Annotated in this window: 18 protein-coding genes; 6 read left to right on the forward strand and 12 right to left on the reverse strand. The window is 69.6% G+C overall.

Going from position 1 to position 12,858, the window contains the following annotated elements; translation table 11 throughout:
* Nucleotides 1-51 precede the first annotated feature (51 nt).
* From NUM_RS36830 to NUM_RS36850, 5 genes are all read left to right on the forward strand, one after another.
* On the forward strand, nucleotides 52-687 hold the full coding sequence (locus tag NUM_RS36830; RefSeq protein ID WP_207129563.1) for a bifunctional DNA primase/polymerase: 636 nt from the start codon (nucleotides 52-54) through the stop codon (nucleotides 685-687).
* Nucleotides 665-1,351, forward strand: coding sequence for a diguanylate cyclase domain-containing protein (locus NUM_RS36835; RefSeq protein ID WP_207129564.1), 687 nt, complete (start codon nucleotides 665-667; stop codon nucleotides 1,349-1,351). The genes NUM_RS36830 and NUM_RS36835 overlap by 23 nt, the downstream gene beginning before the upstream one ends.
* Nucleotides 1,348-1,884 (forward strand): DUF6624 domain-containing protein, encoded by a 537-nt coding sequence (locus tag NUM_RS36840; RefSeq protein ID WP_207129565.1) that lies wholly within the window; start codon nucleotides 1,348-1,350, stop codon nucleotides 1,882-1,884. The genes NUM_RS36835 and NUM_RS36840 overlap by 4 nt, the downstream gene beginning before the upstream one ends.
* A gap of 568 nt (nucleotides 1,885-2,452) precedes the next feature.
* Entirely contained in the window at nucleotides 2,453-2,872 is a 420-nt protein-coding gene (locus NUM_RS36845) for a hypothetical protein (RefSeq protein WP_207129566.1), read from the forward strand.
* Between the two features lie 191 nt (nucleotides 2,873-3,063).
* Nucleotides 3,064-3,282 (forward strand): hypothetical protein, encoded by a 219-nt coding sequence (locus tag NUM_RS36850; protein ID WP_207129567.1) that lies wholly within the window; start codon nucleotides 3,064-3,066, stop codon nucleotides 3,280-3,282.
* Nucleotides 3,283-3,633: 351 nt separating this feature from the next.
* Here the strand turns inward: NUM_RS36850 and NUM_RS36855 are convergent, their stop codons facing one another.
* The 12 genes from NUM_RS36855 to NUM_RS36910 form a co-directional block, all read right to left on the reverse strand.
* Nucleotides 3,634-3,864 (reverse strand): hypothetical protein, encoded by a 231-nt coding sequence (locus NUM_RS36855; protein ID WP_207129568.1) that lies wholly within the window; start codon nucleotides 3,862-3,864, stop codon nucleotides 3,634-3,636.
* A 108-nt stretch (nucleotides 3,865-3,972) separates the two neighbouring features.
* The gene (locus NUM_RS36860) at nucleotides 3,973-4,410 is read right to left on the reverse strand and encodes an Imm1 family immunity protein (protein ID WP_207129569.1); all 438 of its coding nucleotides are present in this window, start codon (nucleotides 4,408-4,410) and stop codon (nucleotides 3,973-3,975) included.
* On the reverse strand, nucleotides 4,407-5,192 hold the full coding sequence (locus NUM_RS36865; protein ID WP_207129570.1) for a DddA-like double-stranded DNA deaminase toxin: 786 nt from the start codon (nucleotides 5,190-5,192) through the stop codon (nucleotides 4,407-4,409). The genes NUM_RS36860 and NUM_RS36865 overlap by 4 nt, the downstream gene beginning before the upstream one ends.
* Nucleotides 5,192-6,304 carry a methyltransferase domain-containing protein gene (locus NUM_RS36870; protein WP_207129571.1) on the reverse strand — a complete coding sequence of 371 codons (1,113 nt, stop codon included), beginning with the start codon at nucleotides 6,302-6,304 and terminating at the stop codon, nucleotides 5,192-5,194. The genes NUM_RS36865 and NUM_RS36870 overlap by 1 nt, the downstream gene beginning before the upstream one ends.
* The gene (tgmB, locus tag NUM_RS36875) at nucleotides 6,280-7,257 is read right to left on the reverse strand and encodes an ATP-grasp ribosomal peptide maturase (protein ID WP_207129572.1); all 978 of its coding nucleotides are present in this window, start codon (nucleotides 7,255-7,257) and stop codon (nucleotides 6,280-6,282) included. Before tgmB ends, NUM_RS36870 begins: the two co-directional genes overlap by 25 nt.
* Entirely contained in the window at nucleotides 7,257-7,502 is a 246-nt protein-coding gene (locus NUM_RS36880) for a hypothetical protein (protein ID WP_207129573.1), read from the reverse strand. Before NUM_RS36880 ends, tgmB begins: the two co-directional genes overlap by 1 nt.
* Nucleotides 7,503-7,550: 48 nt before the next feature.
* Complete coding sequence (locus NUM_RS36885) at nucleotides 7,551-7,790, reverse strand: DUF397 domain-containing protein (RefSeq protein WP_207129574.1); 240 nt, start codon at nucleotides 7,788-7,790, stop codon at nucleotides 7,551-7,553.
* Nucleotides 7,783-8,319 (reverse strand): hypothetical protein, encoded by a 537-nt coding sequence (locus tag NUM_RS36890; protein ID WP_207129575.1) that lies wholly within the window; start codon nucleotides 8,317-8,319, stop codon nucleotides 7,783-7,785. Before NUM_RS36890 ends, NUM_RS36885 begins: the two co-directional genes overlap by 8 nt.
* Nucleotides 8,316-9,212 (reverse strand): endonuclease/exonuclease/phosphatase family protein, encoded by an 897-nt coding sequence (locus NUM_RS36895; RefSeq protein ID WP_207129576.1) that lies wholly within the window; start codon nucleotides 9,210-9,212, stop codon nucleotides 8,316-8,318. Before NUM_RS36895 ends, NUM_RS36890 begins: the two co-directional genes overlap by 4 nt.
* Nucleotides 9,213-9,797: 585 nt before the next feature.
* A complete protein-coding gene (locus NUM_RS36900; RefSeq protein WP_308440612.1) occupies nucleotides 9,798-10,142 on the reverse strand; it encodes a DUF397 domain-containing protein in 345 nt (114 codons plus the stop codon).
* A gap of 291 nt (nucleotides 10,143-10,433) precedes the next feature.
* Nucleotides 10,434-10,643: a DUF397 domain-containing protein gene (locus NUM_RS36905; protein ID WP_207129578.1), complete on the reverse strand. Its 210-nt coding sequence runs from the start codon at nucleotides 10,641-10,643 to the stop codon at nucleotides 10,434-10,436.
* Entirely contained in the window at nucleotides 10,636-11,526 is an 891-nt protein-coding gene (locus tag NUM_RS36910) for a helix-turn-helix domain-containing protein (RefSeq protein WP_207129579.1), read from the reverse strand. Before NUM_RS36910 ends, NUM_RS36905 begins: the two co-directional genes overlap by 8 nt.
* Before the next feature lie 729 nt (nucleotides 11,527-12,255).
* On the opposite strand from NUM_RS36910, the gene NUM_RS36915 reads away from it, so the two are divergent.
* Entirely contained in the window at nucleotides 12,256-12,846 is a 591-nt protein-coding gene (locus NUM_RS36915; protein ID WP_207129580.1) for a helix-turn-helix domain-containing protein, read from the forward strand.
* Nucleotides 12,847-12,858: the final 12 nt, after the last annotated feature.

Consider the following 12,858-nt stretch of genomic DNA (forward strand, 5'->3'; position numbering starts at 1 on the left):
GATGACAGCATGGAGGCTTCACGCAGATGACACCGAGACGAGGTGGCGGCAATGAGTTGGTCGGCCCGGATCTGCCGCGAAGCCGTCGGCTACGCCCGCATCGGGTGGCCGGTGGCTCCGGGCGCCTGCGCGATCGGCCGGCCGCGTCGCTGGCAGTGGCTGATCAATCCCGACGCCCGCACCCCGACCCCCGCGTGCAGCTGCGGCGATCGCGACTGCCCGGCACCGGCCGCGCACCCCATCGACCAGAACCCCCAGCCCCTGACCGACCCGGACGCCGTGCGCGCGGTGTGGGCGGCGCCGGATCCGCCGAACATCATGCTCTCCTGCGGGACTGGCTTCAACGTTATCGAAGTCGGTGGGCAGGTCGCGGCGGAGACCGAGAAGATCCTGGCTGCCTGGCGGCTCAACCCCGCCATCGCGCTGACCGCCACCCCTGTCGTGCAGCGGCTGCTGTTCGTCGCTCCCGGGCCACCCGTGCCACTACCGGCCGCAGCCCGGTACCTGGGCGCCGGCAACTGGGTACCCGCGCCACCCTCCTCACGCGGGCCGGCCGGGGAGGATCGCTGGTTCTGGCCCTACGACACCCGCTGGCGGCAGCTGCCCCCAGCCGGCGAGGTCGCCGAGGCCGTGACGCTGGCCGACCAGCAGGTGCGGAGAGTGCATGATGGGGCCATCAGTATCTGACCGCGTCCGCTACGCCCGTCAACGCCGACCTTCACCGGTCGCCGGCCCCTGGTGCTTCGACTGCCGCGACGAACCCAACACCGGCCTGGTCTGCTTCCCCGACTTCCACCAGCGGCTGCCTGGTCATGTCACCGCCGCGCTTGCCGCGGGCCGCAGCGTGGGCGTCGCGATCGGCGACGTCGACGGGCTCACCGAGTACGTGGAACACGCCAATCAGATCGGAAGCTGGGGGCATCAGGCCGGCAACGAGCTGATGCGACGCGCAGGTCAGCTCGCCCGCGAATGGTTCAGCGACCAGATCACCGATGGGTGCCTGTCCACCTTCGGCGGCGACGAGATCGTCCTGGTTGCCGAAACCCCCGACGCCGACACCTTCGCCGAGCACGCCGACCAGCTGCGCGCCCTGTTGTGCACGCAGGTGGACTGCACAGTCTCGTTCGCCGTCGGGATCCTCGACCCGGACGCGTTCGGCGCCTGGCTGTGCGCCACCCTGCTCGGCAGCATCGACCGTGCCCTGTTCACTGCCAAAGCTGCCCGTCATAACGGCCTGCCCGCCGGGTTCCTGGCCCGGACCCCGATCAACCTCGCTGAACCCGGACGGTCCGGCATCAGCCAGGCCCAGCTCTCCAGCCAGAATCTCGACGCTGTGCCAGAGCTGTCATGAACCTCGATTTGGCCGCCGAGTTGGTCGCCATGGCTGACGCTGACCAAGCCGCGGCACAAGCCACCATCGGCCCTGACGGGCGCTACCTACCCGCTGGGCATCCGTCGTTGGTCGCCGAACAGTGGCTGAGGCAATCTCATGCGCTGCGGCTGCGGCAGATCATGCACGAGCACGGGTGGCCGACCATCAGCATGGTGGGCGCTGATGCCGCGCAGTGTGCGTGGCTGCTGGCTCAGCACTCCGATCACGACCTCGCGCTGCAACGACAAGCGTTGACCGCGATGCAAGCGGCAGCCGATGATGTCAGCGCGATCGACCTGGCCTACCTGACCGACCGGGTCGCAGTCGCTGACGGACACCCACAGCACTATGGCACCCAGCTGTACTCCCGTGACGGCGAATTGGTGCCGCAGCCGGTGGCCGACCCCGAGACCCTCGACGCTCGCCGTGGCGCCATCGGCCTAATGCCTCTGCAGCAGTATCTCGATCTTGCACGCAATCTGCCCCACCCCGCGGCCAGCGATGAATCCTGACGGGTAACCACGAGGGGCCACCGCGAGCGGCCGGAAGGGGGATGTCGCGAGGATGACTCGGCTGTAGACGCCGCGCGATGCGGGCAGATATCCAGTGGGAGTGCACCGTTGACGCGCACCCCGGCGCGGCTCCGGGCCGGGCTTGTGGAGATGGTGACGGCTTCCCGGCCGGCCGGGCTGATGCGAGGCAGCCGAAGCACGGTGACTTCATGGCCGGCCGGGAACCGTTGCCGCACAGAATAGGTCGCCAGCACCCGAACGTCGACCTCCCCAACGGCCGGGTCATGCAGGTCGAACCCGGCGAGGCGAGAATCCCCGCTTTTCAGCATCGTCCGCTGGCCGCAGTGGTGGCGGCTGGTCTGGGGAAGCACAGGTCTGGAGCGGACAACTAGTGCATCGCTACGACCGGCCTGCGATGCGAGCATGCGGCTTTGACAGCCACAACGGATGCCATCCGCGGCGCGGCGATGGGCCTTCCCTCAGCGCAAGCCGTAGGGACAGAGATCGGGCAGCAGCCGGCGATGTGGTGCCCGCCGCCGGGGCGCTGAAAGGACGGGATGATCGGTGCGTGACCGCGGTCGTCTCCGGGTACCAGCTGGGCGGTTCGCGAAGATGGAACCTCACGGGTTTCAGCATCGGCGGCGAGCGGATCGTGCCCTGGTACGGCGAACGTAACCCGATCCACGACTTCCCCGAGTGCGCCGTGCGCGAGATCATCACCGGGCTGGCGGCCGATGCCGGATCGCACGGTGGTCGCCGCACGCGAAGCGGCGTTGCGCCCTCGGACGATGAGTCCAGCGTCTCACACGGGACATCAACTGATCGCGCAGCACACCGGCGGAGTGGGCGCGCGTCCAGCCGAATGTGCGGCACGCAGCGGACGACGCGGCATCCTACGGCTGTTCTCAGTACTGGACCGGTTGCGCCGCAGCCCGGTGTCAACTATCCACTGTGGACCTGGCGGATCTGGCCGCCGGCCGTATCGTGATCCGCATCGCTTCCGACTGTTCTGAGAGCGTGCGGGGACATGCACAGCGTCGGGGCCGTTATGTGAGGGGTCCGAGGATGGGGCCGTGGTTGTGGTGGACGGAAGGGAGCCGATGGCGTTGACGCAGTCGCAGTATCCGCCGATATCGTGGTGTGATCGCACGCACGCAAGTAACGAAGGAAGCCAGAGTCATGCCCTCCACCTACACCTGTCCCGCCTGCGGCCAGGTATCCCTGCACCCCATGGACGTCAAGTTCGGTTGGTGCAGCCGGTGTGAGGCATTTTCCGGCCTCGACGACGAGCAGCTTGCATCGTTGGTCGATGGACAGGAACTGGCGGAGGTGTCGCTCAATCGGCAACGGCAGGCTGTCCGGGAGCTGGCGCAACGTCGCCTCCGGAGGCAGGGCTGACTCCGGCGGGAAACGCTCCGATGGGCGCCGCCCCTCAAGGCCCGCGTCTTTTGCCCGTCGCCGAACGGGTGGCGTCCGATCCGCTGGACAGAGTCAGCTCGCTTCATGGTTACCAGCGGATCAAGCTGCTGTAGGCCACGACTACGCCGCCGGTGCGGCGAAGGTGAGGTGGTCGCTGTGTGGGACTGTGCACCGGCATAGCGAAGGTGCCGCCGTGGGGTGTGAGCCCGCGACGGGATGACGACCTGTATCGGGCGGCAGCGGGTCCGGGCCGCCAACCAGGAGGACCCGGCTGAGCCGTAGGGAAGATGCCGGAATGTGAGTTCGTTGCCGCGGCCGGCAAGGTGGATCTCACCGAGGAACGCTGTCCTCCGGGCTGCCCGTGTCCCCGGGCGGGTAGGCGTCCGGCCACTGCCGGCGCACGGCGTGCTCGTCCCAGCCGGTCTGGAGCCGGTTGTGAGCGCGGTTGGCCAGCGTCTCCAACGCGTGCACGATCTCGGCAGGCGGGTCGTTGTTGAGGCCCGCGATGTAGCTGACGAGCACGTTGACGGCGGTGGCTTCGGCCGGGGTCATTCGCGCCATGGCGCCGTAGCGCACTCAGGAGCGGACCGTAGCGGCGTCCCGTGCGGCATACCGCGGACGCAGCCACCTGCGACCGGGCGGTCGTCGTGAACCAGCTCGGCCGGTGGGCTATGCCGCGAGCGCGTCGCCGGTATCCCAGTGGAGGTGGGTGGGTCGCTTCCCCGTTTGCATGTACTCGCGTGCAGCGTCACGGGCCTGCCGTGAGGTCACCCGTGTCTGGTTGGGGTGGTAGTCGGTGGGCTCGCCGCCGTAGTCGAACGTGATGTCCTCCGGCCACTCGGGCAGGCTGCGGTCGACGGCCAGTCCCGCGGCCGGCTGGTCGCCGAGGTAGATCACGAACGACCGCTCCGGGTGCCCGATGCCCAGTTGCAGCCCGAACGGGATGTCGTGTTCGTCGTCGCTGCGGTAGATGTCGACCACGAACAGCTGGCCGGACGCGTCGAGTGCGTTGAGCGCGTCGTCCAGGTCCCCCGGCGTGGCCACCTCGACCACATGCTGCCCGCTGGGGTGGTCGTCGTCGGCTCCCCACGAGACGGTGTACGTCATGACGCGATTCCTCTCCCGTGCCCCACGTACGTAGCGTAGTACCGAGTCTGGCCGTGGTCAGTCACGAACACTGTCAATCGGGTACGGGCCGGTATCACCCCGGGTAGCAGCGTCCGGCAGCCGCGCGGGCCCCGGCACGGCACGTTGTTGATCACCAACACCACCTCGCGCGGCGCACCGGGCTGCCGCATCAGCGCGGCCATGTGCCCTTCCACGTGCTCGACCACGGCCTGCATCAGGTGCCACCGGATCGCGGGATCGTCACGCCGAAGGTACGGGGCGCCGCGGCCGGGGCCGGACCGGCCGGAGACGATCGGGCCGGTGCTCAACGGACGGCCCGCGGTGTCGTACGCCAGGCCGGTGGTCTTGTCCCCGTCTGCCCGCTGGGGAAGCTGGCCCGCGGCCTGCTGCACGTACCCGGGCAGCGGATCGTCCGGCCCCGGCGCTGGGGGTGGCAGCTGGCCCACCGATGACTGCGCGGCCGGAACGGAGTCGGTTTGGCCGGAGCTTCCCGTGCCGGCCCCGATGTCACCGAGGTACTGCTCGATCCCGCGGGTGGCCGCGGCCATCGCGGCCCGCGCGTCGTCCAGCCGTTGCCGCGCGTCCGCGAGCGCGGCCAGCGCGATCGACGCGTCCGCGCTGCCGGTGCCATCGGTCACCGCAGCGAGCAGTCCGACCGCGTGCTCGTACCGGTCACCTACGGGCCCGAGCAACCGGTCCGCGTCGGCCAGCTCCGCGAGCGCGGCCCGGATTGCGGCAGCGACCTGCTCGACGCTGGTCATCAGAGGGGCAGAGGCCAGGAGTACGGGCCGTACGGGTCGTCCAGCCAGATGTACTGCCGGTCGGTGCGGTCCAGCGCGCTGATGCCGTACCGGTCGCGTCGCGGCTTGCCCAGGTGTCCCCAGAGCCATACCGCGTGTTCGACGGTGTCCCACAGCCGTCGCGGGCCGCGCTGGTGCACGGTCCACACGCCCGGGGACGTGGGGTCCACGTTCACCTCGGCCACGGCCGTGCTGTCGCCGACGCTGATCGTGCGGGGGCCGTCGGACACGTCCGTGGTGAACACCGCGAGGCTCGGGATGTGCAGATGCACGAACAGGGCCAGGTCCGGGTCAGGGTCGACCATCACCACCGGGTCGAGGGTGGTGGTGCCGTCCGCGGCCATCAGCGGCACCGCCCAGCCGATCGTCCCACCGTCGACCAGCGGGTTGCCCAGCTGCGGCCGTAGCGGCATGAACGAGGTCAGCTCCGGGTCGAACCGGCCGGTCACCTCGTCATCGGCCGTCTTGTCGAACACCATCAGGGCCGCGTCGGCCGCCCCGTGCAGGGGTGCGACCAGCCGGCCGTTCGGTGCAAGCTGCCGGATCCATGCCGGTGGCACCTGGGTGACCGCGCAGGTGGCAAGGATCCGGTCGTACGGGGCGCCGTCGGGCACGCCGTCGGTGCCGTCCCGGGCCACCAGCCGCGGCCCGAACCCCAGCTCGGCCAGCCGGGTACGGGCCGTGTCCACCAGATCGGGGTCCAGGTCGATGCTGACCACGTGGTCGTCGCCGAGCCGGCCGCACAGCAGCGCGGTGTTGTACCCGGTGCCGGTGCCGATCTCCAACACCCGATCCCCGTCCTGAACCTCCAGCCGGTCGAGCATGACGGCCACCGCGCTGGGCGCGCTGGCCGACGAGGTGGGCAGCAGCATCGGCTCCCCTCCGGCGACCGGGGCCGGACGCTGCTGGGTGACGACCGCGTCGTTCGCGTACGCGTCGGCCAGGTCGCGGTCGGGTAGGAACAGGTGACGTGGCGTCTGCCGGAACACGTTCTGCCACAACGGATCGGTGAGCTGCCCGCGCTGGACCAGCTCGTCGGCCAGGTGGTCTACCAGGTGCTGCCATTCGGCCACGGGGATCCCCCTGTCAACACGTCGGCCAAGGCGCCGGCCACGTCGATGCCGGTCTTATCGGCAAGCCAGCCCCACTGGCCTGCCGCGTTCATTTCCAGGAAGTGCCACACTCCCGCGTGGTCCACCACGAAATCCAGTGCTCCGTAGGCCAGCCCGGCCGCGGCCATGTAGCGGCGCACCGATGCCGCGACCGGCGCCGGGCACGCGATCGGCTCGTAGCTGAGCGCATCGTAGTCGCTGCGCCAGTCGACGCGGGCCGTCTGCGAGCTGGCACGGATCGCGACCGGCATCAGCCGGTCGCCGGCCGCGATCAGCCGGACCTCGAAGTCCTTGTCGACCCATGCCTGGAACAGGTGCGCGGTGGTTTCCACACCGGCCAAATCGTCCAGCTCGTCGGCCGCGACGCGACGGGTCCAGACCGGGGTGTAGGTGCCGGCCTCGTTGACGATGGGGTCGGCCAGCGGCTTGACCACCAGCTCCCCGACCCGCTTGCCGAACGCGCGCACGTCGTCGGCCCGGTTGGTCACCAACGTCCGCGGCACCGTCAGGCCGACGCGTGCGGCCAACGCGAGCTGCCGCGGCTTGTACTCGTGGTCGGCCAGCGCGGACGGGTGGTTGACCCACCGAGCGTGCAGCGCGGCCAGGATGCCACCCAGCCCGACCCGGGCCTGACTGCGCGCGAACCGCTCCTCGGGCCCCGACATGCCTGCGGGTATCCGGAAGTCGTTGGGCCGTCGGTAGAACACGGCCGTCACCTCGTCCAGCTCGACCGTCCGGCCGTCGGTGTGCAGCTGGGTGTGCCACCGGGTGTCGAACGTCGCGGACAGCTCCAGCCGCTGCGGAAAGTCGGCCGGGTCGGCCCACGCGTACGGCACGTCACGGGCAGCGAGCTGGTCGGCCACTGCGGTGGCCGACCAGTCGTCCGCGGCGCTGACCACCAGCACCAGGGCCATCAGTCGTCCGGCGTGTACGTCGTGTCCGGCTTGGTGACCGGCCGGCCGCTGCCGTCGCTGGTGGTCGGCACCGTGTGCGGGTTCCGGGTGGCCGGGGTGCGGTGCTTACCCTCCCGCACCGCACCACCGACGGTCGCACCGCGCAGCACGTAGGGCCGCTTCGCGCTCGGCTGCTCGTCGCTGGCCGGCTGCGGCCACTGGTCGCGCGGGAACCGTCTGAATCCCGGCATCAGCGGATCGGTCATGACGCTCTCCCTACGGTTGACGAAGCTGATTGCTGTTCCAGGGGGGTCTTACGATGTGGGCAGGTCGAACTCGCCGTCCTTGGCGCCACCGACGAACGCGTCCCACTCGGCCTGGGTGAACACCAGCACCGGCCCGTCGGGCTCCTCGCCATTGCGCATGCACCACATGCCGTCCACGTGAGCGACTTCGAGCCGGCCGCCGCCGGCAGGGGTCGGCTCGTCCGAGCCGTGCCACACCGCGTCGGTCAGGTCCGGCCGGTGCTTCTTCTGCGTGTTGGTGTCACCCACGGGGGCCGCCTTTCTGATGGGGGACAACGATTCTGCGCGGCGGGTTACGGGCCAGCAGGTCCGGGTCGGCCAGGTACGGCCGGCAGTCTGCGATGGTGGCCTCCACCACCTGGTCCAGCAGCTCCGGCGTCGGGGTCAGTTCCGCGGCCATGTACCGGGCCAGATGCATCATGTGCGGCACCACCTCCACCGGAGACACCTGCTCGGCCGAGCCCGGCCGGTAGTACAGGTCCATCACCTGCACCAGCACGTCCGGGTCGACCTTCCGGCCGGACCCGTCGTGGTTGATGGTGTCCGCGACCACCTGGCAATACCGGATCGCAGTCGAGCGGTCCGGCATCCGCTCGGGCCAGCACCGCAGCAGCAGCTGACCGATCGCGGAGGACAGCAGCAGCAGGATCGTGTTGAATCCGAGCCGGGCAACCGCGCGGTCTGTCTGCCACACGTCGTCGATGCGCGGCGACAGGATCAGCCGTAGCAGCGCGCGGGCGTCGTCCTCGTCGACCGGCCCGGGACCGGTGCCGTTCACGGGGCCGGCTCCCGTAGGGCCAGGGTGGCCGTGATCGGCAGGTGGTCGGACACCTGTTGCTCGACGGAGTCTTCGCCGAGGCCGTGGACCTGGTAGTCGGTGACGTCGAACAGGTGCTCGGCCTCGGGGTTGAGCAGGATGTGCGCCTTGCGGCAGGGCATGGCCATGTCCGGGCCGCCCCACCAGCCCGACGTCGGGGTGCCGGCGGCCATCCGGCCGCCGGCGTACTGCTCGTCCAGCAGGTCGGCCACGTCGTGCCAGCCCACCGCGACCAGCTCGGACAGCGCGCGACGGTCCGCGACCGGGTGCTCGTAGCTGGACTCCGGGGTCTTGTTCTTCAACACCTCGGAGGGCCGCAGCGCCGCGAGGCGCGGCTCGGGGTCGTGGGGGCCGATGCAGTTGAAGTCCCCGGCCAAGATGACCGGGCCCCGGTCGTCGGTCAGCGACGCGAGCGCGAACGCTTGCATCCAGCGCTCCTGCCCCGACCACGGGGACAGGTGCGTGATCGCGGCCATCACGTCCGGCCAGCCCGGCTCCGGCACCGTCACGGTGCCCAGGCCGACGTTGACCGTGCGGGCCATCCAGGGTGCCTGCGGCTGCCACGTGTCCGGCTCGACGGTCAGCGGGCCGCGCAGGAACATCATCATGTCGTAGCCGCGGGGGTTGGTGGCCGTCTTCCAGCTGCTGGCACCGATCGCGGCAGCGAACTCGTCCGCGCGGCCTGTCGACACCCACCGGTGGGCCTCGTTGACCCACACGATGTCCGGCTGGGATTCCCCGAGCTGTTTCGCGACCTGCAGGATCAGCGGCCACCGCAGCAGCGACCCGTCGCGGTCTTGCCCGCCGCGTTCGATGTTCCACTGGCAGAGCCGCAGTTCCTCGCGCTGTCTCATCCGGCCACCCGTTTCCTGTTCGACGTTCGTTCGGGCCACACGGTGGCCCCGCTCCACCCCTGGTCCGGGGCCACCGCGCGGAGCCGTCCACCAAGGGGTGGTCCTGGCAACCCCTCAGCGGACGGCAGCGTGTCCGGCCCGCTTACGTCGGGCCGGTCACGCGGGACATCCAGCGCGGTGATCAATGGCCGGCTCCTGATGCCGGCGGCCGGAGACATCCTCCGGCTCTACGCCCACGCTGGACGGCAGCTGGTGTGCGGCCCGCATCGCGGGTCGTGGCGCCAGCGATGCGGGCCGCACGGGAAGGCCGGGGGCAGCCCGGTGGCCCGGCGTACCAACTGCCCCCGGCCAGTACCAGCCCTATGGATCGGACTACGGGGGAGTCCATGACGAGGCTGGTACGACTCGGATCGTGCAGGGAGGAAGAAGGGTGGTGGCGGCCGGGGGCGGGACGAAGACCTGTCACGCAACCCCCGGCCGGTGCAGGGCCTGCCGCTCGCATCGCCGGCGTGCACCGCGGACGGGGCCCCGCGCACCCTGCACCCGGCCGACTGGAGACGGCAGAGTGCAGGCCAACGTGGGGCCCTACGGCGTGCCGTCGGCCCCTGCGGTGATGGACGCGAGGAACCCGGTCCATGCCTGCGGTGTCACGGTCAGGGCCGGCCCAGCCGGGTCCTTGGAGTCACGCACCGCGACAATGCCGCGGGTGGCCGCCAGGTTCGCCGCGACCTCAACGCACTGGCCGCCGTTGCCGCTGCGGCTGGACCTGCGCCAGCGGGCATCCGGCAGCAGCTCGGCCACCTCGACACAGTTGCCGCCGTTGTTGCTGCGGCTGGACCTACGCCAGTGGACCTGTAGCGCGGACGCATCCACGATGTGCATGGGAGATGACCCTTCCCGTGGGGCGGATTGCCAGGGCCGCGGGCCCATGAAACCACCACCGGGCGGTACAACGCCACCCGGGCAGGTACGCCGTGATGCAGACGAGACAGTTTCAGCATCTGAAAAGTCGGTACCACCAGTCGGAACAGGACTCCGGTACCCAGAAAGGCGGTAGCCGGCCTCGTCTCGCCTCCGCTACTGCGCGGGAACTTAACGAAGCCGGCTACCGTGAGTGATGCGGCCTAGCGGATGGTGATCCACTGCGGCATCATGGTTAGGGCGTTTTACACACAACCTGTGGTTCGGGGTCCGGCCCAGTCCAGGAAGCCGGTCCCCGGGTCACAGGTTGCTGGCACTGGACTCCTTCACCGCGTCAACGAACGCGCGGAACGCACCCGGGGACACCGCGAGCGCGGGGCCGGTCGGGTCCTTGGAGTCGCGGACGCCGACGACGCCCCGGTCGAGCAGGTTGTCAGCAACCTCGACACACTGCCCGCCGTTGTTACTGCGGGTGCTCTTGCGCCACGTGGCGCCGGTCAGATCAGCCACCGGAGAATCCCTTCATCACATCGGTGATCAGTTCCCTCGACGCGGATTCGTCGAGGGCCCGTTTCATGAGGTCTTGCCACGTCAGTTCGTAGACGTGGACCCCTTCGGGCTTGTTGATGTAGAGCGCTCCGGTCAGCGTCTCCACGTAGGCCAACGACGGCTCAATCACTTCGCCGAACTCGTTGGTCGGGAAGTCCAGCAGGGTGAAGCCGCTGCTGGTGGCATGGAGTCCGGCAGAGAACGGCACAACCTGGACGCCCACGTTGGACTGCTGCATCTGGGTGAGCAGGTGTCGGAGCTGCGCGGCCATGACCTCCGAGCCACCCACCGGACGGCGAAGTACCGCCTCGTTCAAGATCACGTGCAAGTGAGGTGCCCGAGGACGAGTCAGCAACGACTGCCGTTCCATGCGAACGCTCACACGTCGCTGGATCTCCTGGGATTCAAGGTATCCAGTCGGAACGCTGGTTACCTGCTCGGCGTACTCGCGGGTCTGTAGCAACCCGGACAGCAACTCGGGTTCGTAGTGGCGAATGGTATCGGCACCGTCTTCGAGTGCCACGTACAGGCCGAACCAGTCTGGGATTTCGGGCTCGGTGTAGTCGTGCCACCAGGACTTCTCGCGCGATCGGGTGCCAGCGGTCCAGGCCAGCAGGAGTTGCGTGTCGCGGGCTGATGCCCCGTACAGCTTGAGGATCGCCTCGACGTCCCTCTTGACGAAGCGAACCGAGTTGTCGCCCGCCTCCATGCGAGTGAGCGTTGATCGGCCCATCTCCAGCTCCTGTGCGACATCGACCTTGTTCAGGCCGGCCGCTTCCCGGAGCGCGAGCAGCTTGCGTCCGATGTGCCGCCGCAACAGCGAGCCGTTGACCTCTTCGGGCATGAAACCCGCCTCTCCTGTGGCTGCCCATTTGGACGAAGCACGTGTCCGTCCAAATTAAACATGACCGACTGTCCTTACGCCAACCACTACGTGGTCGAGCTCGCCACGCGGGTTATCTCCACGTGTCAGAGTCTCACGCTTTTGTTGGTCATGACTCAGATGGTCATTGACTTATTGAGCATGGCACCGTTCAATGTGGTCTGCGGTCACTGGTCTGCGGCATGTCCGTTAGGTCGCCTCAAAACGGCCAAGACATCTGTGCCCAGGGACCCGAATCCGGGGCTGACCTGGCCCTATCCGCACACCGGCCGTGAGACATGCACTCCGCGGGCGATGTCGCGTACGAGCCCGGTCAGCGAGGGGGCGCGTCTGCCTATGCCAGGGCCGCAACGTGCCCCCTCCCGGGTTCGCACATCAGCGATGAAGGGACGGGGCCGTGCCTGCTGCTGTTGGTGTTGATCCGCTCGGCCGGGCCGAGCCGGTACCGGACCGCGTGCTGTGGAACTACGCGCAGCGGGTGTTGGGCGACCACCAGGCCGACCCGGGCACGGGCCGGTGCCGGTTCTGCGGCGACTCGTCTCCGTGTGCTGCCGCGCGGATCGCGGCTCGCGCGGCCGAGGTGTCGCGGGTCACGGCACCGGCCGTGTACACCGCGCGGGCCGGACGCGCGTACCGGCGGCCGGATGCCGGCCGTCGTCCGTCTCCGGTACCGCGTGCGGAGGGACCGTCGTGGAGGTAGCGCGGCCGTTGCCGCGGCCTACCCGGTACCTGTGCGCGGTGGTTGCCGAGCTGTCGGATCTGCGTCCGGGCATGCGGGCCACGGTCGACCAGGTGGCCGACCGGTCGGGCGTGAATCGAGAAGCGGCGCGCTGGTGCCTGAACCGGTTGCAGGAGTCGCTGCTGGCCGACGCGGAGGATGCCCCGGCTCGGGGTGCGCTGCATGGCCCGCTGCCCAGGGGATGGGCGCTGACCGCGACGGGCCGGCAGCAGGCCAGCGGGCTGCTGGAACGCGGCCGGCATCTGATGCGGCGGCCGGCGAGGATGCGCGGCACCCCGGCCTTGACCGACGCGAACCTCGATGTCGGTCGGGCCCTGCTGGCCGCGGGTGGGGAGTTGACGGTCGCGGAGCTGGCCCGACGGTCGGGCCGGTGCGACAGGACAGTGCGGCGTGTGCTGCACGAGATGCAGGACCGGGAGTGGGTCTCGCGCAGCGTCAGCAGCCGCTGGCAGGTACGGGCGGGTACCCCACTGTGGTGGTTCACCGAGGCCGGCTTCCGGCAGGCCCAAGACACCTACAGGGACGGCAGGCAGGTCCGGTGAACAACTACGTGG

Origin of the sequence: Actinocatenispora comari (genome assembly GCF_017312725.1) — a bacterium.
GTDB classification, from domain to species: Bacteria; Actinomycetota; Actinomycetes; order Mycobacteriales; family Micromonosporaceae; genus Actinocatenispora; species Actinocatenispora comari.

What these genes read in the sequence shown, in the direction of transcription:
- NUM_RS36830 (WP_207129563.1), top strand. Translation starts at nt 52, where the DNA reads ATGAGTTGGTCGGCCCGGATCTGCCGCGAAGCCGTCGGCTACGCCCGC.
- NUM_RS36835 (WP_207129564.1), top strand. Translation starts at nt 665, where the DNA reads ATGATGGGGCCATCAGTATCTGACCGCGTCCGCTACGCCCGTCAACGC.
- NUM_RS36840 (WP_207129565.1), top strand. Translation starts at nt 1,348, where the DNA reads ATGAACCTCGATTTGGCCGCCGAGTTGGTCGCCATGGCTGACGCTGAC.
- NUM_RS36850 (WP_207129567.1), top strand. Translation starts at nt 3,064, where the DNA reads ATGCCCTCCACCTACACCTGTCCCGCCTGCGGCCAGGTATCCCTGCAC.
- NUM_RS36855 (WP_207129568.1), bottom strand. Translation starts at nt 3,864, where the DNA reads ATGGCGCGAATGACCCCGGCCGAAGCCACCGCCGTCAACGTGCTCGTC.
- NUM_RS36860 (WP_207129569.1), bottom strand. Translation starts at nt 4,410, where the DNA reads ATGACGTACACCGTCTCGTGGGGAGCCGACGACGACCACCCCAGCGGG.
- NUM_RS36865 (WP_207129570.1), bottom strand. Translation starts at nt 5,192, where the DNA reads ATGACCAGCGTCGAGCAGGTCGCTGCCGCAATCCGGGCCGCGCTCGCG.
- tgmB (WP_207129572.1), bottom strand. Translation starts at nt 7,257, where the DNA reads ATGGCCCTGGTGCTGGTGGTCAGCGCCGCGGACGACTGGTCGGCCACC.
- NUM_RS36880 (WP_207129573.1), bottom strand. Translation starts at nt 7,502, where the DNA reads ATGACCGATCCGCTGATGCCGGGATTCAGACGGTTCCCGCGCGACCAG.
- NUM_RS36895 (WP_207129576.1), bottom strand. Translation starts at nt 9,212, where the DNA reads ATGAGACAGCGCGAGGAACTGCGGCTCTGCCAGTGGAACATCGAACGC.
- NUM_RS36900 (WP_308440612.1), bottom strand. Translation starts at nt 10,142, where the DNA reads ATGGGCCCGCGGCCCTGGCAATCCGCCCCACGGGAAGGGTCATCTCCC.
- NUM_RS36910 (WP_207129579.1), bottom strand. Translation starts at nt 11,526, where the DNA reads ATGCCCGAAGAGGTCAACGGCTCGCTGTTGCGGCGGCACATCGGACGC.